The sequence below is a fragment of the Nocardia asteroides genome (genome assembly GCF_021183625.1).
In the GTDB taxonomy this organism is placed as follows: Bacteria; Actinomycetota; Actinomycetes; order Mycobacteriales; family Mycobacteriaceae; genus Nocardia; species Nocardia asteroides_A.
The window spans coordinates 2,298,219-2,318,295 of sequence record NZ_CP089214.1 but is presented as its reverse complement, the minus strand read 5'-3'; the positions used below and the strand labels follow the sequence as shown (position 1 = coordinate 2,318,295).

The window sequence follows — 20,077 nt, the reverse complement described above, 5'->3', positions numbered from 1 at the left end:
GGCCGTCGATGGCCGGCGAGAGCGGGCCGGGGCTACCGGGGAGACCGCGTCACCGGCTCGGCTTCGGGATCTCGTGCAGCCCGGGGTAGTCCCGCCACGGCCGGTGCAGCCGGACCCCGGCGTCCCCGACGGTGATCTCGTCGTCGGGAACGCAGCGGGCGGAGCGATGCACCACGCCGAGTATCCAGCGCAGCACGACCGGCCTGCGCTCGTCGCTGCGGTCGTACCCGAGCAACCGCATCCGGTTGCGTCCCACCACGATCTCGGTGACGACCAGTGCGCCGGAATCGTCGGCCTGCGCGCGCAGATCGAGGACGTAGCCGCACCGCCCGTCCGGGTCGCGCACCTCGGCGCCGAGCAGGTCTCTAGCATTCACTGTTCGCTCCCGGGATGCGGGCGAGGCGCGCGCGGACCAGGGCCTCGCTCGGGCTGACCGCGGCGTCGCGGGCCGCGGCGGTGACGTGCACGGCGGAGTCGAGCGCGCTGACCTGCTGGATCGGGATCCAGCGCGGGGTCGCCGAGCCGGTCCTGCGCAGGAACCAGCGCAGGGGCGCCCGCACGAGAGCGGGCAGGTGCGGCAGCAGCGCCGCTGTCCCGATCAGCACCCCGGTGACGTGCCACGTTCCGTCCGCGGCGCGGGCGAGGGTGAGATCGTCCACCTTGCCGATCGCGACGTCGTCGGGGCCGACGATCTGCCGGTCGAGCAGTTCGCCGCCGAGGTCGACCACCCGGTGCCCGCGCCAGTCGTTCATGCGCCCATTCCCGTCGCGATCATCAGCGGTATCGCGGCCAGCGCGGCGACCAGCACTACGACAAGGGCGAGCACGCCGATTCCATTGCTCAGTTTGCCGTTCACGTGCTCGCCCAGGTACTCCCGGTCGTTGGCCACGATCAGCACCGGAAGGTAGGTCAGGGGCAGCGCGACCGCAGAGAAGACCAGCGAGTACTCGGTGATCAGGATCGGGTCGAGCCCGGTCTGCACGACCAGCACGGCGATCAGCAGCGACACCGCGACCACCAGGTGGAACCGCGCCGCCTGCCGGGGCCTCCGCGCCTTCCCCCAGGACCAGCCGAAGTACTGCGCGAGCATGTAACCGCAGCTCAACCCGGTTTCCAGGGCAGCGCCGACGGTGGCGGCGAAGAAGCCGAACAGCGCGGCGGCGCCACCGGCGACGCCGAGCGCAAGCGCCACCGGGAGCACCGCCTGCCCCAGCGTCTCCACCTCGACCCCGGCGGGCAGCAGCACGACCGCCGCGACGGCCATGATCGCCAGCGACAGCGCACCGCCGAGCGGGAACCCGAGCATCACGTTGATCCGCTGTACGCGCAGGTCGCGCACGGTCCAGCCCTCCTCGGCGCCGCCGGAGGAGAAGAAGAACACCTCGTACGGCGTCATGGCGGCGGCGAACAGTGTGATCGCGGCGAACAGGTAGGTCGGCACCGGCTCGTCCGCGGCGGGCGCCGGGTGCAGTACCTGCCCGGCGAGCGCACCCCAGTCCGGGTCGAGCCACCACAGCGACGCCGCGAAGACCAGGATCGTCAGCCCCGCGAGCCCGAACGCGCGTTCCATGTGCTCGAATCCGACGCGCCACACGATCAGCCACACGCCGATGCCGATCGGCACGATCCACACCAGGTACGGAATGCCGCTGGCCAGCTCGATCACCAGCGCGATGCCGCCGATCTGCGCGATCAGGGTGAGCAGCGTGACCAGGAACGAAGCCGCCAGATTCAGCATGGCCGTGCGCGGGCCCAGCCGCTCCCGGACCAGGTCGAACACCGGCCGCCCCGACACCGCCACCACCCGGCCGGACATCTCCGCGAACGCGCAGATCGAGACGATCCCGATCGCCAGCACCCAGACCAGGCTCAGCCCGTAGCGGGCGCCGATGGTGCTGCTGGCGACGATGTCGCCGATATCGACGAAGCCGCCGATGGCGGTGAGCACGCCGAGCGTGAGCGCGAGCAGTTTCCTCACCGGCCGCGCCACTCGTCCAGCGCGGCGGCGACCCCGTCGGCGCGGTCCCGGCCGTTGCGCAGCTCAGCGGCGTCGCCCGCCCGCACCGCCGCGCGCAGGTCAGGGACGATCCGGCGGCCGTCTTCGATCAGCGCGAGCAGCGCGGCCCGCCGTTCCGGCTCGCCTTCGCCGCCGGACGCCTTCGCCGCCGCCTCGGCGAGCGCGGCATCGACGTCGTCGATGACCACCTCCAGCAGCACCGTCGGCGCCGGCTCCTGGAGCGCGGCGGTGGCGGCCAGCCGCAGGGTCTGTACCTCTGACTCGGTCTGCACCGCGGCCTGATCGAGCGCGCTGCCCGTCGACAGCGCCCAGCTCGCGCAGCCGCCGCACAGCCACGCCACCGCGATCAGCGCGGCGACGACCCGGGTTTCCCCGCGGGAGCGCCCCACTCCGTCCTCCTTCCGGCGACGCGCAGGTACCCGGGTCGCCCGGACCGAAACCCGGGCGGACCCACGGCTGGGTCTCTCCTTGGAGAACGGCGGTCACCGCTGGAGCTTGTCCAGCGGGTAGCGGGCCAGGGAGAGCACCGCGATCGAGTAGACGGCCAGTCCGGCCAGGACCGGCAGCGGGATCCTGCCGTGCGGGTCGAAGGCGACCCACAGCGCGTAGCCGGCCGGCGGCAGACACAGCAGCGCGGCCGCGGTCTCGTACCGGGCGACGAGATCGTTGGCCGGCCGCGTGAGCGCAGACGAGGGCCACGAGGATGAAAACCAGTGCGACGAGAAAAGCCCGCATTGCTGCCTCGGATCTGTGCGAGAAGCGGATCGGGTGAGCTATTCGGTGGTCCGCAGCACCGCTGCGAGACGTTGGGTCTCGGTCCACGATCCGGGCCGCAGCAACCGACGCGGGCACCGACCCGGCCCGCCGCTGCTGCCGGATTCAGGCGCCGCTCAACCCAGCTGCGCGGTGATCGCGGGCACGGCCTCGACCGGATGCTTGGCATTGAGCGGCAGCTCTCGCCCGCGGTACTCCCACGCGGAGCCGCTCCGGTGCAGCACCCCCATCAGCAGGCCGGAGACGGGACCGGCGGCGGACAGGTCGTAGCGGGTCAGCTCGCGGTCGGTGGCGCCGTCGAGCAGCCGGCAGAAGGCGTTCTCGATCTCCGGGAAGCTCTGGCCGGTGTAGCAGGTGACCAGCAGCGCGATCGCGTCGACGTGCGCGCCGAGGCGGGTCAGGTCGATGGTGATGACCTCGTTGTCGCCCTTGCCCTCGCCGGTGGTGCTGTCGCCGTGGTGCCGCACCGCGCCGTCGGTGGAGGTGAGTTGCTCGTGGTAGACCGCGTCCACCAGCGTCCGATCGGCGTAGAGCAGGGCCGCGGCGTTGAGGTCGATGTCGCGGCTGCGGGAGCCGAAGCGGGCGCGCCGCACCGGGTCCCAGCCGACCGCCATCTTCAGGTACTGCGCCGCCCCGCCCCGGTCCGTCAGTTGCATGGTCATGTCCCCTCCCGCGAGCCGACGGCCCGCAACCGCTCGGCGCCACCGTGATCCGGGCCCAGCCTAGCCCGCTGTACGCGCCGATCGGAGCGGCTCGGTCCTTCCCGCGGGGCGGTGGGGGAGTACCTTTCGGTACAGGTGCGCCGGGAAGTCTGGTCGGCAATGTCGCATTCGCTGACCCGAAAGGCTTCCTGATGGCCGCCCCTTCCGCGCATGTCTCCGCTGTCGCGCTCGAGAACCTGTCAAACGCTTCGGACGTACCCCAGCCGTCGACGACCTCACCCTCAAGATGCGGCCAGGCGAGGTGTTCGGGTTCCTCGGGCCCAACGGCGCCGGGAAGTCGACCACGATCCGGTTGCTGCTCGGGCTGGTTGGCTATCAGCGCCGCGACGTCACCGGTGAACATCGCGCACAGGCGGCGCGCAGGGGTGCTACCGATGCGCGAAATAGTCGGTGACACAGGAGGACAGATGTTCGTCACACCGCCAGCGCGTGCTGCGCTCGGTACGCTGCGGGAGTGGGGACGCTGCTCGAAACGGTGATAGGCATCAGTGGGATCATCGCCGGCGTCGCCGTGCCGATCCTGGTGCTCAGCAGGGTCTGGCAGGTCGTGGAGCGGGTGCGCCTGCTGGTGCTGGGGCATCGGGCCACCGCTGTTGTCCACAGCTACGATGAGTACCCAGTCGGTGAGGACCGGTATCACTTCACTGTGACGGTCGCCTTCGTCACCGAGGCCGGTCAGCGACGCGTCGTCGAGTTGCTGGACGCGGTGAGTCTCCGGCCTCGGATGGACAGCCGGATGACCATCGTCTACCGGCCGGACGACCCCGATTTCGCCGCCGCGTCGAACCTCGTCGGGGCTGTCCTTACCGTGCTCTCCGCTCCGTTCTTCCTGCTCCTCGCAGCCACGGTCACGCCGATGTTCGCCTCGATGCTTGTCGACGTGGACATCGCGCCGATGTGGTATCTCGATATGCGCTGACCCCGCTAACGCTCCGCCGCGGCCGTCTCGCGGGCGACCTCGGCGCGGATGTCTGCGATGTAGTCCGCGGGATCGGAGCGGATGCGGGTGATGACCCGTTCGAGCGGCTGCGCCCGCGGCTCGTGCTCCATGCTCCACAGGGCCATCTCGAACAGCACCGGCAGCGCGTCGACGGCGCGCTCGGTGGGGATGTAGCGGACCTGGTTGCGCTCACCGCTGCCGACGCGCGCCACCAGGTCCGCGGCCTCGAGGCGCTTGAGCCGGTCCAGCAGCACGCTGGTCGAGATCCGTTCGGCCGAATCGAGGAACTCCACCGGGCGCCGTTTGCCGACCAGCAGCATGTCGCGCAGCACCAGCAGCGTCCACGGATCGCCGAACACCTCGAGGAACATGTTCATCGGGCACGTCGACTTTCCCACGGGACGTTTCATGCACCCAGCATACCGGGAACATTTGCATAACCGAAATGTTGTGGCTATGGTCGGTCGGCCAGGTGTTCGAACGAGCTGTTCGCCCGGCGCTTCCCAGCACTCGAACCGAGGAATCCGCATGCGACAGCGCGTGATCGACACCGTCTCCGCGATGACCGCCGCCCTCGAACGCGGCGACATCGACACCGTCATGTCCTTCTACCTGGACGACGCCGTCGTGGCGTTCGAGCCCGGCGCATCGGCATTCGGTGAGCAGCAGTTGCGGGCCGGTTTCGCGGCCTTCGCCGCGGTGCGGCCCGACTTCCGGTACGACAGCGGCCACGAGGTCATGGTCGCCGGTGACATCGCCGTGCACATCGCCCCCTGGACGATGACCGGCACCGCTCCCGACGGCACCCCCATCGCCCAGCAGGGGCTGTCGGTGGCAACCCTGCGCCGACAGGCCGACGACAGCTGGAAAATCGCGCTCGACAACCCCTTCGGCGCGCACCTCATCCCCTGATTGTTGCGCGGGCAGGGGGGCGGCCGGTCAGGGGAGGGTGGTCAGCAGCCCCCGGCGCGCTTCGGCGCAGCCGCGGCAGGTGCGGACGCACGCGGCCAGCTCCGCCGCCCCCGCTTCGCCGCCGCCGCCCTCGGCGCGGTACCCGGGGGCCGCTCCCGAGACGACAGCCGCGCCGCCCGGCCTCGTCGACACCGTCACCACCGGCACCTGTGCCGACGTGCGCGAACAGGCCCCGGAGGTCCTCGACACCGCCACCCTGGCCGGGTTCGGCGAGTAGCCCGCCCCTACACGACGGCGTACGGATAGGCCGCGGCACGACCCTGGAAGGAGAGGATCCGGAGGTTCTGGATCCGCCCCTCCCGGATCTCGATCGCGCGCCGGATCGTCTCGCTGCCGTCCCAGGCGTCGGGCCCGGCCAGCACGATCGGCAGGTACTCCAGTAGCGCCTCGGAGTTCTCCCAGGTGGCCGAGTTCCACAGGAACGAGGGGCTGTGGTCGACGCCGTAGTTGTACAGGTCGGCGCCGACGGTGAACATCGGCTCCGCGAACGAGGTCGGGCGGGCCCACTCGAAGCCCATGCCCGCGTCGCAGGAGACGTCGATGAAGAGGGTGCCGCGCGCGAACAGCTTCAGATCGTCGTTGCGCACGAACAGCAGCGGCTCGTCGGTGTCCTGCAACATGCAGTTCACGACGACGTCGTACTGGGCGAGCACCTGCGCCAGCGGGCCGGGTTCCGGAGCCTTCAGCGCCAGGATTCGGCTGGGATCGGCCGGATCCCGCTGGAAATGCTGCATCCGCACCGAGGCGAACGGCGAGGCGACCGCGGAGACGCTGCGCTGCGTGAACACCGTGACATCGCTGATCCCGAGCGCCGAGAGCGCCCGGACCGCGCCGCGCGCGGTAGCCCCGAAGCTGATCACGGCCGCGCGCATCCGCCGCCCGTAGTCGCCGCTGGTGCCCCGCAGCTGCAGCGCGTGCAGCACCGAGCAGTACCCCGCCAGCTCGTTGTTCTTGTGGAAGACGTGGACGCTGAAGTTGCCCTCCTTCGTCCAGTGCTGCATCGCCTCCCAGGCGATCAGGGTCAGGCCGCGGTCGACGGCCACCTGGGTGATCCGCTCGTCCTGCACGCAGTGCGGCCAGCCCCACACGATCTGCCCCGGCCGCATGGTCGCCAGATCGTCGGCCACCGGCTTCGGGAGCAGCAGCACATCGCGCTCGGCGAACAGTTCCGCGCGCGTCCCGAAACCGCCGACCAGCGGCGCCAGCTGCTCGTCCGGGTAGCCGAACCGGTCGCCGTAGCCGTGCTCGAGGAAGACGCGGGCGCGCAGCCCCGGGTCGATCCGATCGAAGTGTGCGGGATGGATCGCCAACCGGTGCTCGTCCTCTTTGCGGGAGGTCGCAACTACACCGATCGTTAGTTGCTTCACCGAACCAGTCTACGCATGGTGGGCAGGAAATCCGCAGGTCAGCCTTCGGGGGCGAGCGGTGCGGAGGCGGCACCGGTGTCGCGCAGCCCGATGGTCAGCAGCTGCCAGGCGTCGGCGGCGACGGTGCGGCGCAGGGGGGCGGCGGTTTTGGTGAGGAGGGCGGAGACGAGTCCGACCGCGAGCACGAGTTCGCCGGCGGTGGTGCCGGGCCGGAAGGTGTGGCCGGTGCCGAGCTTCTCCTCGAGCAGGGCGCGGAAGCGCAGCGCGGTGGCGGCATGCCCGGGGTCGTGGTGGTCACCGGGGCGGCGGGCGTCGACGAAGGCGGAGCACTCGACGAGCTGGTCGAGCACGGCGGCGAGCAGGTCGTCGAGCGTGCAGTCCGGGCGGGCGGCGATCTTCTCCAGCGCTTCGACGTTCTGCTCGATGACCGCGTGCGCCAAACTTTCCCGGTCCGGGAAGTGCCGGTACAGCACGCCGGGGCTGACATCGGCGGTGGTCCAGATCAGTGACATCGGGGCCGACGGGCCGTGCAGACCGAACACGGCCCTGGCGGCGGAGAGGACGGCCGCCCGATTGCCCGCTGCTGCCGCGGGCCCTCTGTTGACGCGTCGGGGTGCTGCCACGCACACTACGCTACCAACCGGAGAAAAACTCCGGTTGCGTGACCGGCGCCATCTCGTCCGCTGACGGCCGGGGCGCCTGCCACGAAGGGCAGGTAGCGGAAGGCGGCCCTCATCGCGGAGGGCGGGATCCATGACTTCGAGAATGCGCGATCGGGTATGCCGTGCCGGAGCGGCCGGAGTGGCTCTGGCCCTGATGGTGGTGGCGGCGCCATCGGCGGCCGGGCCGCCCGCGGTGGGCGGCGTGCAGCACATCGGCGCGATCACCGACACCGCGGTCGGGAAGGCCGAGTGCGGCCCCGGCTCCGCGCCGGAGACCGGGATGCAGGGCGATGTGCCCGCGGCGGACCGGGATTCGCGGCGCAGCACGCTCGGCTACAGCTGCAACATCACCCGGGTCGGCGGCTACGCCGGGCGGGGCGGCGGAATCACCTCGGCGAGCTTCGAGCACTGCGTCTACGTCGGCAGTCTCTTCCCGGGCAACCTGGCGGGCCCGGCCCAGGGCGTGCAGGTGCTCGACGTCTCCGACCCGCGCGAGCCGGTGCTGTCGACCACTTTGACCGAGCCGGCCATGCTGGCCGGGACCTGGGAGACGTTGAAGGTCAACACGACGCGCAAACTGCTGGTCGGGGCCGGTGTCCCGCTGCTCACCGGTGCCGGGCTGCTCTCGGTCTACGACATCTCCGACTGCGCGCACCCCCGGCTGCTCAATCCGGGGCCGGGCACCGACCCGGCCCAGCTGCTGTCGATCGTCGCGCACGAGGGCGGTTTCTCGCCCGACGGCAACACCTACTGGGCCTCGGGTACCGTTCCCGGCGTGCTCAGCGCGGTCGATCTGCGCGACCCGGCCATCCCGCGGGTGGTCTGGCAGGGAATGCCGGGACGGTCGACGCACGGCGTCGGGCTCAGCGACGACGGCAACCGCCTCTATCTCGCCGACAACATGGGCGGGCTGTACGTGCTCGACACCAGCGCGGTCCAGCGGCGCGACCCGAATCCCCAGGTGCCGGTGTTGTCCCGGATGACCTGGAGCGACGGCTGGGCCACCCAGCACGCCATCCCGGTCACCTACGACGGGCATCGCTACCTGTTCACCGTCGACGAGGCCGGCTCCGGCGGCGTGAAGCTCATCGACGTCGCCGACGACACCCGCCCCCGGATCGTCAACACGATCAAGCTCGAGATCAACCTGCCGCAGCACCAGGACAGCGCCCTCGCCTCCAGCTCCGGCGGCAGCCTGTTCGGCTACGACGCCCACTACTGCACCGCCGACCGCCCCGCGAACCCGACCGCGCTCGCCTGCGGCTGGGTCTCCTCCGGCATCCGGGTCTTCGATGTGCGCGACCCGTTCGCCGTGCGCGAGATCGCCTACTACAACCCGCCCGCCCGAACCGGGCGCAACACCGAGCTGTGGAACTCCCCGCACGCACTGGCGTCGATCATCGGCGTGCCGCTACTGCAGGCGCCCGCGGTGATCACCGCGCTGAACGAAGGCAATTTCGATCCCGCCGAAGCGCTCAGCTCGCGCACCGGGATGATCGGCTTCGGCGACCTCTCCACCGACTGGTGCTTCTCCGGCCCGAACTGGCACGGCAACCAGCTCTGGACCGGCTGCTCGGACAACACCTTCCTGGCCCTCGACATCGACCCCGCCGTCTACACCCCGCCCGCCGACCAGCTCTCCACCCCCGGCTCATGAGCGCGCACCACCCTGGCGGTGATCGCGCCGGACCCACCCCCCCGAACTGCCGCACACCCTGAACGCCGGTGATCTCCACCGCTGCCGAACGGGCGGCGTAACCCATCGAGCAGCGGGGAATAAGGAGCGGAGCGGGGCCGCTATCCTTTGATGGTCATGATGTCGGCTTGCCCGGGCACCTCCTCGCGGATGGCACCCAAGACGGTCTACCTCGATCACGCGGCAACCACCCCGATGTACCCCGCCGCCCTCGAGGCGATGACGGCTGCGCTTGGGCAGGTCGGCAACGCCTCCTCGCTGCACGGATCGGGCAGGGCGGCGCGCCGGATGCTGGAGGAGGCGCGCGAGTCGATCGCGGCGGATCTGGGCGCCCGGCCGTCCGAGGTGATCTTCACCTCGGGGGGTACCGAGAGCGACAATCTGGCGATCAAGGGCATCTTCTGGGCGCGGCGCGATGCCGAGCCGCGGCGCCGCCGGATCCTGGTCGGCGCCACCGAGCACCACGCGGTGCTGGACGTGGTGGAGTGGCTGGAGCGGCACGAGGGCGCCGAGGTCACCTGGCTGGCCGCGGACCACGAGGGGTTCGTGACGCCCGCGGTGCTGCGGGCGGCGCTGGCGGAGCACGCTGACGAGGTCGCGCTGGTCACGCTGATGTGGGCGAACAACGAGGTGGGGACGATCGCCCCGATCGCGGAGCTGGCGGCGGTGGCGCGGGAGTTCGACGTGCCGCTGCACAGCGACGCGGTGCAGGCGGCGGCGCAGCTGCCGATCGATACCGGCGCGGCGGGGCTGGCCGCGGCGAGCTTTGCCGGGCACAAGGTCGGCGGGCCGCACGGGGTCGGCGTGCTGCTGCTCGGCAGGCAGGTGCCGTGCGTTCCGCTGCTGCACGGCGGCGGGCACGAGCGCGATCTGCGCTCCGGCACCTCGGATATCCCCGGCGCGGTGGGGCTGGCGGCGGCGCTGCGGCAGACCGTCGCGGAGCTACCCGCGCGCACCAAGGAGCTGCGCGAGCTGCGCGACGCCCTGATCGATGGGGTGCGCGCGGTCGACCCGGAGGCGGTGCTCAACGGCCCGGCCGGTGAGCTGCGGCTGCCGGGCAACGCGCACTTCACCTTCCCCGGCTGCGAGGGCGATTCGCTGCTCATGCTGCTGGACGCGGCCGGTATCGAGTGCTCCACCGGCTCCGCCTGCACGGCCGGGGTCGCCGGGCCGAGCCACGTGCTTGTCGCCATGGGGGTCGAGCCGTGGCAGGCGCGCTGTTCGCTGCGCTTCTCGCTGGGCCACACCTCCACCGAGGACGATGTGCGGACGCTGCTCACGGTGTTGCCGGGGGTGGTTGAGCGGGCCAGGGCGGCCGGGCTCACGAGCGCGAAGGGAGCGTACTGATGCGGGTTCTCGCCGCGATGAGCGGCGGTGTCGACTCCGCGGTGGCGGCGGCGCGCGCCGTCGACGCCGGGCACGACGTCGTCGGGGTGCACCTGGCGCTCTCGGCCACGCCGGGGACGCTGCGCACCGGGTCGAGGGGCTGCTGCTCGAAGGAGGACGCCGGTGATGCGCGCCGCGCCGCCGACGTGCTCGGGATTCCGTTCTACGTCTGGGATTTCGCGGACCGGTTCAAGGAGGACGTGATCGACGACTTCGTCGCCTCCTACGCCGCGGGCGAGACGCCGAACCCCTGTCTGCGCTGCAACGAGAAGATCAAGTTCGCGGCGCTGGCCGATCGCGCGGTCGCGCTGGGCTTCGACGCCGTCGCCACCGGGCACTACGCGCGGCTGGCGGACGGGGTGCTGCGCCGTGCCGTCGATGCCGACAAGGACCAGTCCTACGTGCTCGCGGTGCTCACCGCAGAGCAGCTGAGCCGGGCCATGTTCCCGGTCGGCGACACCCCGAAGCCGGAGATCCGCGCCGAGGCCGCCGCGCGCGGGCTCGCCGTCGCGGACAAGCCGGACAGCCACGACATCTGCTTCATTCCGTCCGGCGATACCAGGGCGTTTCTCGGGGCGAGGATCGGTGTGCGGCCCGGCGCCGTCGTCGACGCCGACGGGCGGAGGCTCGCCGAGCACGACGGGGTGCACGGGTTCACCATCGGGCAGCGCAAGGGGCTCGGCTTGCCCGGGCCGGGGCCGGACGGGAAGCCGCGGTACGTCACCGGGATCGACCCGGACTCCGGTGAGGTCAGGGTGGGCTCTGCCGAGGAGTTGCGGGTGTGGACGGTCCGTGCCGAGCGGGCGATCTGGACCTCGGGGGCCGCGCCCGACGGTGCCATCGACTGCGTCGTGCAGGTGCGCGCGCACGGCGGGACGGCACCCGCGGTGGCCGAGGCGACCGACTCCGGGCTCACCGTGCGGCTGCGCGAGCCGCTGACGGGTGTGGCGCGCGGGCAGGCCGCGGTGCTCTACCGGCCGGACGGCGCCGGTGACGAGGTCATCGGCAGCGGGACCATCGCGGGGACCGACAGCACCGCGCCGCTGGCAGGCGCCCGGTGAGCGCCGCCGTCGAAGCCGCGCTGCGCGGCGGGGTCGCCACGGGAGTCGGCTCCTGGCCGGGGACGGATCCGCGGGAGGCGGCGGCCACCGTGGTGGGGGAGTTGCCCGGGTTGGCGCACCTGGTGGAGTTGCCCGCGCGCGGGGTCGGGGCCGATCTGCTCGGTCGCGGGTGTGCGTTGCTGGTGGATCTGCCGTTCGACAGCACGACCCGCGGGTATCGGTTCGCGGCGCGGCCGGGTGGGGTCGCGCGGCGTGCGTACGATCTGCTGCGCACGGATCTGGACGCGCTCGAGGAGGCGTGGGCGAAGGTGGGGGCGCCCGGCACGGGGCGGCCGGTGAAGCTGCAGGTCGCGGGGCCTTTGACGTTGGCTGCCGAGGTCGAGCTGGTCAACGGGCATCGGGTGCTCACCGATCCCGGTGCCCGGCGGGATCTCGCGGAGTCGCTGGCCGAGGGGCTGGCTCGGCATGCCGCCGAGGTCGGTAAGCGGTTGGATGCGCCGGTGGTGTTGCAGCTCGACGAACCGCTCGCGGGTTCGGTGCTCGAGGGGGCACTGCGGGGAGTGAGTGGGCTGGATACGGTGCGCCCGCTGCCCGAGCCGGAGGCGTTGGATCTGCTTGACACCGTGATCCGGGCACAGCGGGTGCCGGTGATCGTGCACAGTTGTGCCGAGCCGCCGCCGCTCGCGCTCTTCCGGGCCAGTGGTGCCGCCGCGCTGGCGATCGACGTCGCGGTGCTGCGTGCGCGCGATCTGGACGGTGTCGGTGAGACGCTGGATGCGGGGAAGCTGCTGGTTCTCGGGCTGGTGCCGAGTACCGAGCCCGCGGGTGCGCCGGGGTGGCGGGAACTCGCCGAGCCAGGGGCTCGGCTGGTCGACCGGCTCGGGTTCCCGCGGCGCACCCTGGCCGAGCGGGTGCTGGTCAGCCCGGCCTGTGGGCTGGCGGGCGCGACGCCCGAGTGGGCGCGCCGCGCGCTGGATCTCACCGCCGATATCGCCCGGGCCTATACCGAGGAACCGGAGACGCTCGGCGCGGAGTAGGTCCGCGTACGCGTAGGTCGCCCGCTTCGCGTTCGGTTGAAAATCTCGCGGCCCTGGCTCGCGCTGATCGGTTCGCACCGCGCCGACGTGCGGCGATCCGCCCCGGATAGGTCATGCCCCTGGACTATCGTGCCAGTTGTGACCGAACCCGAGGCCCCCGCTCCGGCCACGGCCGAGGAGCAGCGCGCCTGGCAGCAGCTCGCGGACGAGGTGCGTGAGCACCAGTTCCGCTACTACGTGCGGGACGCGCCGATCGTCACCGACGGCGAGTTCGACACGCTGCTGCGCCGCCTCGAAGCCATGGAGGAGGCACACCCCGACCTGCGCACCCCGGATTCGCCGACGCAGCTGGTCGGCGGCGGCTTCGCCACCGACTTCACCCCGGTGGACCACCTGGAGCGCATGCTCTCCCTCGACAATGTCTTCGACCTGGACGAGCTGCGCGCCTGGGCGGGCCGGGTGGAGGCGGAGACCGGGCCCGACCTGCACTACCTGTGCGAGGTCAAGATCGACGGCGTCGCGCTGAACCTGGTCTACCGGGAGGGGAAGCTGGAGCGCGGCGCGACCAGGGGCGACGGGCGCACCGGCGAGGACGTCACGCTGAACGCGCGCACCATCGACGACATCCCGCACGTGCTCACCCCGAGCGCGACGTTCCCGATTCCGGAGCTGCTCGAGGTGCGCGGCGAGGTCTACCTCCGGCTGGCCGACTTCGCGACGCTCAACGCCGCCATCGTCGCCGACGGCAAACCGCCGTACGCGAACCCGCGCAACACCGCCGCCGGTTCGCTGCGGCAGAAGGACCCGGCGGTCACCGCGCGGCGTGGACTCCGGATGATCTGCCACGGCCTCGGCCGGATCCGCGGCTACGCGCCTGCTTCGCAGTCCGAGGCGTACGACGCGCTGGCCGCCTGGGGGCTGCCGGTCTCCGCGCACACCCGGCGGGTGCGCGGGATCGACGCGGTGATCGAGCGGGTCACCTACTGGGGCGAGCACCGGCACGACATCGAGCACGAGCTGGACGGTCAGGTCATCAAGGTCGACGAGGTCGCGCTGCAGCGCAGGCTCGGCTCCACCTCGCGAGCGCCGCGCTGGGCGATCGCCTTCAAGTACCCGCCGGAGGAGGCGACCACCACGCTGCTCGACATCAGGGTGAACGTCGGCCGCACCGGGCGGGTGACACCGTTCGCGGTGATGGCGCCGGTCTCGGTCGCGGGCTCGACGGTCTCGATGGCGACGCTGCACAACGCCGCCGAGGTGGTGCGCAAGGGCGTGCTGATCGGCGACACGGTCACCATCCGCAAGGCGGGCGATGTGATCCCCGAGGTGCTCGGCCCGGTGGTGGATGCCAGGCCCGCCGACGCGCGTGCCTTCGAGATGCCGACGCACTGCCCGGAGTGCGGGACGTCGCTGGCCCCGGAGCGCGAGGGTGACGTGGACATCCGCTGCCCGAACACCCGCTCCTGCCCGGCCCAGCTGCGCGAGCGGGTCTTCCACGTGGCCGGGCGCGGCGCCTTCGACATCGAGGCGCTCGGTTACGAGGCCGCGAACGAGCTGCTGCGCTCCGGCGCCATCACCGACGAGGGCGACCTCTTCGACCTGGACGAGCCGCGGCTGCTCGGCACCCCGCTGTTCGTCAACAAGAACGGCAGCCTCTCCGCCAACGGCGGACGGCTGCTGGAGAACCTGGACGCGGCGAAGGATCGGCCGCTCTGGCGGGTGCTGGTCGCGCTGTCGATCCGGCACGTCGGGCCAACCGCGGCGCGGGCGCTGGCCGCCGAGTTCGAGACCATGGAGCGGATCGAGGCCGCGACGCTGGAGGAGCTGGCCGCCGCCGACGGTGTCGGCCCGACCATCGCGGCCGCGGTGGCCGAGTGGTTCACCGTGGACTGGCACCGGGCGATCGTGGCCAAGTGGCGCGCCGCCGGGGTCCGGATGGCGGACGAGCGGGACGCCGGGATCGAGCGGAACCTGACCGGGCTGTCGATCGTGGTCACCGGCTCGCTGCCCGGTTTCTCCCGGGACGAGGCGCGGGAGGCGATCCTGGCGCGCGGCGGGAAGGCGGCCGGGTCGGTGTCGAAGAAGACGGCGTTCGTCGTGGTCGGCGCGGCGCCGGGCAGCAAGGCGGCGAAGGCGGAGGAGCTCGGCGTGCCGATTCTGGACGAGGACGGCTTCCGCACACTGCTCGCGGACGGGCCGGACGCGGTGCGCCCGCCCGCGGCGGACTAGCTGACGGAGACGGTGACGCCGGTGGTGCCGCGCGGGTCGAACTTGGCGCAGTGGTTGTTGCTCAGCTCCACCGTGCGGCGCAGTTTCTTGCGCTCGCTCTGCACCTCGACCACGACGTTCGAGCCGCTGTTCGAGCAGACCTTCACCACGGCGGGGCTCAGCCCGTAGCCGGTGCTGCCGGACTGGCAGGTGTAGGTCGAGTCGTGGAAGAAGATGCGGGCATTGCCCTCGGCGCACTCGAAATCGGCCTTCGCGTCCGGGGCGGCGAGCACCAGCCCGAGCGCGACGGCGGAGACCGCGCAGCCGCCCGCGACGAAGCGCACCGCGGCGGTATCCGGCCGCGGCGCGGCAACGGCGGTGACGGCAGCATTTCGATTCATGGGGCGACCACCTGTTCGCAACGGGTCCGGCAAGATGCAGCCACGGGAGCGACACCGGCCGTGGCACCGGGGATGCTACCCCGCCCGGCCTTCGCCCGCCGGGCGGCGGGCTGCGACGATAGCCCGATGCTGCGCAGTTTCCGGGTGACGAACCACAGGTCGCTGGCCGACCCGCAGGAGCTGCGGCCCGTCCGCGGCAGCGGCCCGGTCGCGGTGCCGGTCACCGGGATCACCGGCGCTCCGGCCGCCGGAAAGTCGAACCTGATCGACGCGCTGGACCGCATGCGGGACGCGGTGCTGCACTCGGCCACCGGCTGGGACCCCTACGCGGGCCCGCCGCGCACCCCGCACCCGGCTTTCGCGCAGCGGCCCACCGAGTTCGTCGCGGGCTTCGTCGCCGAGGGCGTGCCGTACAGCTACGGCTTCCGGCTCACCGACGCCGAGGTCGCGGCCGAGTGGCTGCACACCCACCCGCGCGGCCGCAGGCGCATCGTCTTCGAGCGCGAGGGCGAGCAGGTGCGGATCGGGCCGACGTTCGAGGCCGCGCGGTTCGGCCTCGGCGCGCTTGTCCCGCTGGTCCGGCCGAACGCGCTGCTGCTCGCGCTGGCCGGGCAGCTGGAGGCGGAGGCGCTGGTGCCCGCCTACCGCTGGTTCGCCGCGCTGCTCGAGGTGCAGCGCGGCCCGCTCGACCCGGCGGCGGTCGCGCTGCGGCTCGGCGGCTACCTCTCCCGGGAGCCGCGCGGCGCGGTCCGGCTGCTGGAGCTGGCGGGCGAGGCCGGGCTCGGCATCACCGATCTGCTGCTCCCTGAGCCTGACCCGCGCTACGCCGAGTACCTCGCCGAACTCGACCGCGACCTGGCGGGCGGCGCCGAACAGCTCGAGCTCTGCGCCACCCGCCCCGGCCACGCCGACCTGCTGCTGCAGCAGCACGGGCTCACCGAGACCGCGCTGGCCAGGGAGCTCACCGCGCTGCGGGGCGCCCGCGACGCGCTCTTCGCTCGGATGGCGGCGCGCTCCGGCCCCGGTGTCCGGCTGCTGCACGCCGGGATCGAGGCGCCCTTCGCGCTCGCCGACGAACCGGCGTCGGCGCTGGCGCTGCTGCGGCTGCTCCCCGCCGTGCTCGACGCCATCGACATCGGCCGGGTGCTCGCCGTCGACGACCTCGACGCCGCGCTCCCCGCCGCCACCGCACAGCGCCTGATCGGACTCTTCCGCGCCCCGGAGATCAATTCCCGTGGCGCCCAGTTGATCTTCACCAGCCGCGAACCGCAGGCGACCGGGCGCGGTTGGACCATCCGCCGCACCGAGCACGGCACCAGCGAGCTCGCCGCCGACTGAGCGCCCGGAATGCCCGGTACGGTGGTGGCGTGCTGGAGTTCGCGATGCTGCTGATCATGGCGGCCACCCTGGTCGCGCTGGTGGTGCTCTACCGGCGGGGCAGGCGCGGCGTGCCGATCGCCGAGCCCGAGCGGGGCTCGCTCCACATCACCGGGGTGAGCCCGCGGCCGGAGGCGTTCGGCGAGCAGTTCGTCACCGTGACCGGCGATCTCACCGGCCCCGGCGTCGCGAGCACGCAGGTCTACCGGCGGCTGGTCTGGGACGGCGCCTACTGGCCCGCGATCGGCGACACGCTGCCGGTGATCTACCCGGCGGGCAAGCCGGACCGCTGGCAGATCATCGAGCCGGGTTAGAGCACCCCGGCGACGATCCCGGACAGGTAGCCGAGCCGGGCCACCTCGGACGGGCGGAAGTCCGGGCCACCGGGGCGGCCGAGCAGCAGCGCGCGGCCGTGGTGGCCGAGCGGCGCGGCGGCCAGCTTGGTGTCCATGTCGCGCCAGATCTCCGGCACCCATTCGGATTCCGGGTCGAGCACGGTCGGCTTGTCCAGCGGGAGCCACGGCGCGGAGCCGGCCTGGGTCTGCGGCGCGCTCTGGCTGCCGACCACCCGGTAGGCGCCCTGCGGCCCGGTGTCGATGATGGTGCTCCAGCCGACCCGCAGCACCCGGGGGACCCCGTCGACGAGCACCTGCAGCCGGTCGTCGCGCGCGCTCGCGACCTGGTCGATGAGCTCCAGCTCGCGGTGCGTGTCGAGCAGGCCGGAGTAGGGGCGGATCGAGTCGACGATGACGTCGCCGATCGATTCGGCGGCGGTGATCAGGGTGTCCGGGAGCGCGTTGGGCGGAACCTCGACCACGAGGTCGTCGACGGCGAACCCGGCACCGCGCTCGACCACGTCCAGCGAGATGATGTCGGCCCCGACCGATCCCAACGCCAGCGCGAGTGCACCGAGGCTTCCCGGGCGATCCGGAAGTTGCACGCGGAGCAGGTAAGACACGCGCGTTCCTTTCGTGGTAGCCGAGGCTCTGTACGGATACCCGGGTCACGCAATACTTACACCCGGGACGCCGGGTTATCGACCCGAACTCGGCGCAGTGACGTACACCACAGTCGATTTCACGCGGGGGCCGGGGCGGGGGAATCCGCCCGGCCGCGCGGACTAGGCTGTAGCGGTCCGTCGCCCCCGGCGCCACGTGCCGGGGACGACCTGCTCGAACCCACCATCCCCGACGCCGAAAGGGGTCCCGCGGTGCCCGCCATCTCCCGCGACGAGGTCGCACACCTCGCCCGGTTGTCCCGGCTCGCGCTGTCCGACGACGAACTGGATCAGTTCGCCGGACAGCTGGACTCGATCCTGAGCCACGTGCGGACCATCTCCGAGGTGGCCGCCGCGGACGTCCCGGCCACCGCGACGCCGAACCCGGTCGCCAATGTCACCCGGTTGGACGAGGTGCGGCCGTGCCTCACCCCGGAGCAGGCGCTCGCGGGCGCCCCCGCCGTCGAGGAGCAGCGCTTCCTGGTGCCGCAGATCCTGGGGGAGGGCGAATGAGCGACGCCACGCAGCTCTCCGCCGCCGAGCTGGCCGCCAAGATCCACGCCCGCGAGCTCTCCTCCGAGGAGGTCACCCGCGCGCACCTGGACCGGATCGCCGAGGTGGACGGCGAGTACCACGCCTTCCTGCACATCGCGCCGGAGGCGGCGCTGGCCGCCGCCCGCGTGGTGGACGCGAGCCTGGCCGCCGGCGAGGAGCCTGCCTCGCCGCTGGCCGGAGTCCCGTTGGCGCTCAAGGACGTCTTCACCACCACCGACATGCCGACCACCTGCGCCTCGAAGATCCTCGAGGGCTGGATCTCGCCGTACGACGCCACGGTGACGGCCAAGCTGCGCGCCGCGGGCATCCCGATCCTCGGCAAGACCAACATGGACGAGTTCGCCATGGGCTCCTCCACCGAGAACTCGGCCTACGGCCCCACCCGGAATCCCTGGGACACCACCCGGATTCCCGGCGGCTCCGGCGGCGGCTCGGCGGCGGCGCTCGCCTCATACCAGGCGCCGCTCGCGATCGGCACCGACACCGGCGGCTCGATCCGGCAGCCCGCCGCGGTCACCGCCACCGTCGGCACCAAGCCGACCTACGGCACCGTCTCCCGGTACGGCCTGGTCGCCTGCGCCTCCTCGCTGGACCAGGGCGGGCCCTGCGGCCGCACCGTGCTCGACACCGCGCTGCTGCACGAGGTGATCGCCGGGCACGACCCGCGCGACTCCACCTCCCGCGACGTGCCGGTCCCGGCCGTGGTCGCCGCCGCCCGCGAGGGGGCGCGCGCCGATCTCGCCGGGGTGAAGGTCGGCGTGGTGCGGGAGCTGCACTCGGACAGCTACCAGTCCGGCGTGCTCGCCTCCTTCGACGCCGCGGTCGCGGTGCTGAAGGAGCTCGGCGCCGAGGTGATCGAGGTCTCCTGCCCGCACTTCGAGTACGGGCTGCCCTCCTACTACCTGGTCATGCCGTCCGAGGTCTCCTCGAACCTGGCCCGCTTCGACGCCATGCGCTACGGCCTGCGGGCAGGCGACGACGGCAAGCACAGCGCCGACCAGGTGATGGCGCTGACCAGGGCGGCCGGCTTCGGCCCCGAGGTGAAGCGGCGCATCATGCTCGGCACCTACGCGCTCTCGGCCGGGTACTACGACGCCTACTACGGCCAGGCGCTCAAGGTGCGCACGCTGATCGCGCAGGACTTCGACCGCGCCTACGAGCAGGTCGACGTGCTGATCTCGCCGACCAGCCCGTTCACCCCGTGGAAGCTCGGCGAGAAGGTGGACGACCCGCTCGCCATGTACCTCTCCGACCTCTGCACCCTGCCCACCAACCTGGCCGGGCACCCGGCCATGTCGGTGCCGTCCGGGCTCAGCGCGGACGACGGCATGCCGGTCGGGCTGCAGATCATGGCGCCCGCCTTCGCCGACGACCGGCTGTACCGGGTCGGCGCGGCGTACGAGGTCGCGCGCGGGCCGATCGCCTGACGTCAGCCCGATCGCCTGACGTCAGCCCGCGCGGAGGGCTTCCGCGCGGGTCTTGACGCCCTCGGTCATGCCGCTGAAGCCGCGGCGCAGGTCGGCGCCGAGCAGGGTGCCGACGAGCGGGTGCAGCCAGCCGTTCAGCTCGAAGTGCGAGGCGTAGCGGGTGCGCCCGGCGTCGAGCGCGGTCACCGTGTGCGTGCGCAGGCTGTGCAAGGTGCCGAGCGGGACCGGTTTCATCCGGTAGCCGAGCGTGCTGCCGGGAGTGTGCTCGACGATCCACTCACGCTGCCTGCGCGGTTTCGCGCCGCGGAGCCGGACGTGCATGTCGATGGGGTCGCCCGGCTCCAGGGTGCTGCGGCACTCCGGGACGAAGGGGTTCCACTCGCCGTAGCGCGGCAGGTCGGTGACGACGTCCCAGACCAGTTCGGCGGGGGCGTCGATCTCGACGACGTGATCGAGGACGAAGGCCATACCGGCGAAA

23 protein-coding genes and 1 pseudogene are annotated in these 20,077 nt (G+C 72.2%); 13 read left to right on the top strand and 11 right to left on the bottom strand.

The window, feature by feature from the left end:
• Positions 1-49: 49 nt before the first annotated feature.
• The 5 genes from LTT61_RS11215 to LTT61_RS11195 all read right to left on the bottom strand — a co-directional run bounded on the left by LTT61_RS11215 (position 50) and on the right by LTT61_RS11195 (position 3,453).
• Entirely contained in the window at positions 50-376 is a 327-nt protein-coding gene (locus tag LTT61_RS11215) for a hypothetical protein (protein ID WP_233019871.1), read from the bottom strand.
• A complete protein-coding gene (locus tag LTT61_RS11210) occupies positions 366-752 on the bottom strand; it encodes a hypothetical protein (protein WP_233019870.1) in 387 nt (128 codons plus the stop codon). Before LTT61_RS11210 ends, LTT61_RS11215 begins: the two co-directional genes overlap by 11 nt.
• Positions 749-1,978 (bottom strand): NRAMP family divalent metal transporter, encoded by a 1,230-nt coding sequence (locus tag LTT61_RS11205; RefSeq protein ID WP_233019869.1) that lies wholly within the window; start codon positions 1,976-1,978, stop codon positions 749-751. Before LTT61_RS11205 ends, LTT61_RS11210 begins: the two co-directional genes overlap by 4 nt.
• Complete coding sequence (locus LTT61_RS11200) at positions 1,975-2,406, bottom strand: hypothetical protein (RefSeq protein ID WP_233019868.1); 432 nt, start codon at positions 2,404-2,406, stop codon at positions 1,975-1,977. Before LTT61_RS11200 ends, LTT61_RS11205 begins: the two co-directional genes overlap by 4 nt.
• A 501-nt stretch (positions 2,407-2,907) precedes the next feature.
• The gene (locus tag LTT61_RS11195) at positions 2,908-3,453 is read right to left on the bottom strand and encodes a TerD family protein (RefSeq protein ID WP_233019867.1); all 546 of its coding nucleotides are present in this window, start codon (positions 3,451-3,453) and stop codon (positions 2,908-2,910) included.
• 280 nt (positions 3,454-3,733) lie between these two features.
• Between LTT61_RS11195 and LTT61_RS32650 the strand changes: the two are divergent.
• A pseudogene (locus LTT61_RS32650) lies at positions 3,734-3,907 on the top strand (ATP-binding cassette domain-containing protein); the annotation flags it as partial.
• A gap of 60 nt (positions 3,908-3,967) precedes the next feature.
• Complete coding sequence (locus LTT61_RS11185; protein ID WP_233019866.1) at positions 3,968-4,432, top strand: DUF3592 domain-containing protein; 465 nt, start codon at positions 3,968-3,970, stop codon at positions 4,430-4,432.
• 5 nt (positions 4,433-4,437) lie between these two features.
• On the opposite strand, the gene LTT61_RS11180 is transcribed toward LTT61_RS11185, so the two are convergent.
• Positions 4,438-4,863: a winged helix-turn-helix transcriptional regulator gene (locus LTT61_RS11180; RefSeq protein ID WP_233019865.1), complete on the bottom strand. Its 426-nt coding sequence runs from the start codon at positions 4,861-4,863 to the stop codon at positions 4,438-4,440.
• A gap of 118 nt (positions 4,864-4,981) precedes the next feature.
• On the opposite strand from LTT61_RS11180, the gene LTT61_RS11175 reads away from it, so the two are divergent.
• Together LTT61_RS11175 and LTT61_RS11170 are read left to right on the top strand one after the other, a co-directional pair.
• Positions 4,982-5,365, top strand: a complete 384-nt coding sequence (locus LTT61_RS11175) for a YybH family protein (RefSeq protein ID WP_233019864.1) — start codon at positions 4,982-4,984, stop codon at positions 5,363-5,365.
• A gap of 79 nt (positions 5,366-5,444) precedes the next feature.
• Positions 5,445-5,642, top strand: a complete 198-nt coding sequence (locus tag LTT61_RS11170) for a hypothetical protein (RefSeq protein WP_233019863.1) — start codon at positions 5,445-5,447, stop codon at positions 5,640-5,642.
• 7 nt (positions 5,643-5,649) lie between these two features.
• Here LTT61_RS11170 and LTT61_RS11165 read toward each other — a convergent pair whose 3' ends face one another.
• Positions 5,650-6,792 (bottom strand): N(5)-(carboxyethyl)ornithine synthase, encoded by a 1,143-nt coding sequence (locus tag LTT61_RS11165; RefSeq protein WP_233019862.1) that lies wholly within the window; start codon positions 6,790-6,792, stop codon positions 5,650-5,652.
• Positions 6,793-6,830: 38 nt separating this feature from the next.
• The gene (locus LTT61_RS11160; protein ID WP_233019861.1) at positions 6,831-7,415 is read right to left on the bottom strand and encodes a TetR/AcrR family transcriptional regulator; all 585 of its coding nucleotides are present in this window, start codon (positions 7,413-7,415) and stop codon (positions 6,831-6,833) included.
• 130 nt (positions 7,416-7,545) lie between these two features.
• Between LTT61_RS11160 and LTT61_RS11155 the strand changes: the two genes are divergently transcribed.
• The 5 genes from LTT61_RS11155 (at position 7,546) to ligA (ending at position 14,863) form a co-directional block, all read left to right on the top strand.
• Positions 7,546-9,111, top strand: a complete 1,566-nt coding sequence (locus LTT61_RS11155) for an LVIVD repeat-containing protein (RefSeq protein WP_233019860.1) — start codon at positions 7,546-7,548, stop codon at positions 9,109-9,111.
• A gap of 159 nt (positions 9,112-9,270) precedes the next feature.
• Complete coding sequence (locus LTT61_RS11150) at positions 9,271-10,497, top strand: cysteine desulfurase family protein (RefSeq protein ID WP_233020959.1); 1,227 nt, start codon at positions 9,271-9,273, stop codon at positions 10,495-10,497.
• The gene (mnmA, locus tag LTT61_RS11145) at positions 10,497-11,597 is read left to right on the top strand and encodes a tRNA 2-thiouridine(34) synthase MnmA (protein WP_233019859.1); all 1,101 of its coding nucleotides are present in this window, start codon (positions 10,497-10,499) and stop codon (positions 11,595-11,597) included. Before LTT61_RS11150 ends, mnmA begins: the two co-directional genes overlap by 1 nt.
• A complete protein-coding gene (locus LTT61_RS11140) occupies positions 11,594-12,634 on the top strand; it encodes a methionine synthase (protein ID WP_233019858.1) in 1,041 nt (346 codons plus the stop codon). The genes mnmA and LTT61_RS11140 overlap by 4 nt, the downstream gene beginning before the upstream one ends.
• Before the next feature lie 138 nt (positions 12,635-12,772).
• Entirely contained in the window at positions 12,773-14,863 is a 2,091-nt protein-coding gene (ligA, locus tag LTT61_RS11135; RefSeq protein WP_233019857.1) for an NAD-dependent DNA ligase LigA, read from the top strand.
• Here ligA and LTT61_RS11130 read toward each other — a convergent pair.
• Positions 14,860-15,243 (bottom strand): hypothetical protein, encoded by a 384-nt coding sequence (locus LTT61_RS11130; protein ID WP_233019856.1) that lies wholly within the window; start codon positions 15,241-15,243, stop codon positions 14,860-14,862. The two genes, ligA and LTT61_RS11130, sit on opposite strands and share 4 nt — an antisense overlap.
• Positions 15,244-15,369: 126 nt before the next feature.
• Here LTT61_RS11130 and LTT61_RS11125 point away from each other — a divergent pair, with 126 nt between their 5' ends.
• Positions 15,370-16,581 (top strand): AAA family ATPase, encoded by a 1,212-nt coding sequence (locus LTT61_RS11125; RefSeq protein ID WP_233019855.1) that lies wholly within the window; start codon positions 15,370-15,372, stop codon positions 16,579-16,581.
• Between the two features lie 29 nt (positions 16,582-16,610).
• Entirely contained in the window at positions 16,611-16,934 is a 324-nt protein-coding gene (locus LTT61_RS11120; RefSeq protein WP_233019854.1) for a hypothetical protein, read from the top strand.
• Here the strand turns inward: LTT61_RS11120 and LTT61_RS11115 are convergent.
• Complete coding sequence (locus LTT61_RS11115) at positions 16,931-17,578, bottom strand: amino acid-binding protein (RefSeq protein ID WP_233019853.1); 648 nt, start codon at positions 17,576-17,578, stop codon at positions 16,931-16,933. The two genes, LTT61_RS11120 and LTT61_RS11115, sit on opposite strands and share 4 nt — an antisense overlap.
• Positions 17,579-17,830: 252 nt before the next feature.
• Between LTT61_RS11115 and gatC the strand changes: the two genes are divergently transcribed.
• Both gatC and gatA read left to right on the top strand, forming a co-directional pair.
• Entirely contained in the window at positions 17,831-18,130 is a 300-nt protein-coding gene (gene gatC, locus LTT61_RS11110; protein WP_233019852.1) for an Asp-tRNA(Asn)/Glu-tRNA(Gln) amidotransferase subunit GatC, read from the top strand.
• Positions 18,127-19,599 carry an Asp-tRNA(Asn)/Glu-tRNA(Gln) amidotransferase subunit GatA gene (gatA, locus tag LTT61_RS11105; protein ID WP_233019851.1) on the top strand — a complete coding sequence of 491 codons (1,473 nt, stop codon included), beginning with the start codon at positions 18,127-18,129 and terminating at the stop codon, positions 19,597-19,599. Before gatC ends, gatA begins: the two co-directional genes overlap by 4 nt.
• Before the next feature lie 21 nt (positions 19,600-19,620).
• Here the strand turns inward: gatA and LTT61_RS11100 are convergent, their stop codons facing one another.
• Positions 19,621-20,067: an SRPBCC domain-containing protein gene (locus LTT61_RS11100; protein WP_233019850.1), complete on the bottom strand. Its 447-nt coding sequence runs from the start codon at positions 20,065-20,067 to the stop codon at positions 19,621-19,623.
• Between the last annotated feature and the right edge of the window lie 10 nt (positions 20,068-20,077).

What these genes read in the sequence shown, in the direction of transcription:
- LTT61_RS11130 (WP_233019856.1), bottom strand. Translation starts at nt 15,243, where the DNA reads ATGAATCGAAATGCTGCCGTCACCGCCGTTGCCGCGCCGCGGCCGGAT.
- LTT61_RS11180 (WP_233019865.1), bottom strand. Translation starts at nt 4,863, where the DNA reads ATGAAACGTCCCGTGGGAAAGTCGACGTGCCCGATGAACATGTTCCTC.
- LTT61_RS11195 (WP_233019867.1), bottom strand. Translation starts at nt 3,453, where the DNA reads ATGACCATGCAACTGACGGACCGGGGCGGGGCGGCGCAGTACCTGAAG.
- LTT61_RS11155 (WP_233019860.1), top strand. Translation starts at nt 7,546, where the DNA reads ATGACTTCGAGAATGCGCGATCGGGTATGCCGTGCCGGAGCGGCCGGA.
- LTT61_RS11100 (WP_233019850.1), bottom strand. Translation starts at nt 20,067, where the DNA reads ATGGCCTTCGTCCTCGATCACGTCGTCGAGATCGACGCCCCCGCCGAA.
- LTT61_RS11150 (WP_233020959.1), top strand. Translation starts at nt 9,271, where the DNA reads ATGTCGGCTTGCCCGGGCACCTCCTCGCGGATGGCACCCAAGACGGTC.
- LTT61_RS11210 (WP_233019870.1), bottom strand. Translation starts at nt 752, where the DNA reads ATGAACGACTGGCGCGGGCACCGGGTGGTCGACCTCGGCGGCGAACTG.
- gatA (WP_233019851.1), top strand. Translation starts at nt 18,127, where the DNA reads ATGAGCGACGCCACGCAGCTCTCCGCCGCCGAGCTGGCCGCCAAGATC.
- LTT61_RS11175 (WP_233019864.1), top strand. Translation starts at nt 4,982, where the DNA reads ATGCGACAGCGCGTGATCGACACCGTCTCCGCGATGACCGCCGCCCTC.
- mnmA (WP_233019859.1), top strand. Translation starts at nt 10,497, where the DNA reads ATGCGGGTTCTCGCCGCGATGAGCGGCGGTGTCGACTCCGCGGTGGCG.
- LTT61_RS11125 (WP_233019855.1), top strand. Translation starts at nt 15,370, where the DNA reads ATGCTGCGCAGTTTCCGGGTGACGAACCACAGGTCGCTGGCCGACCCG.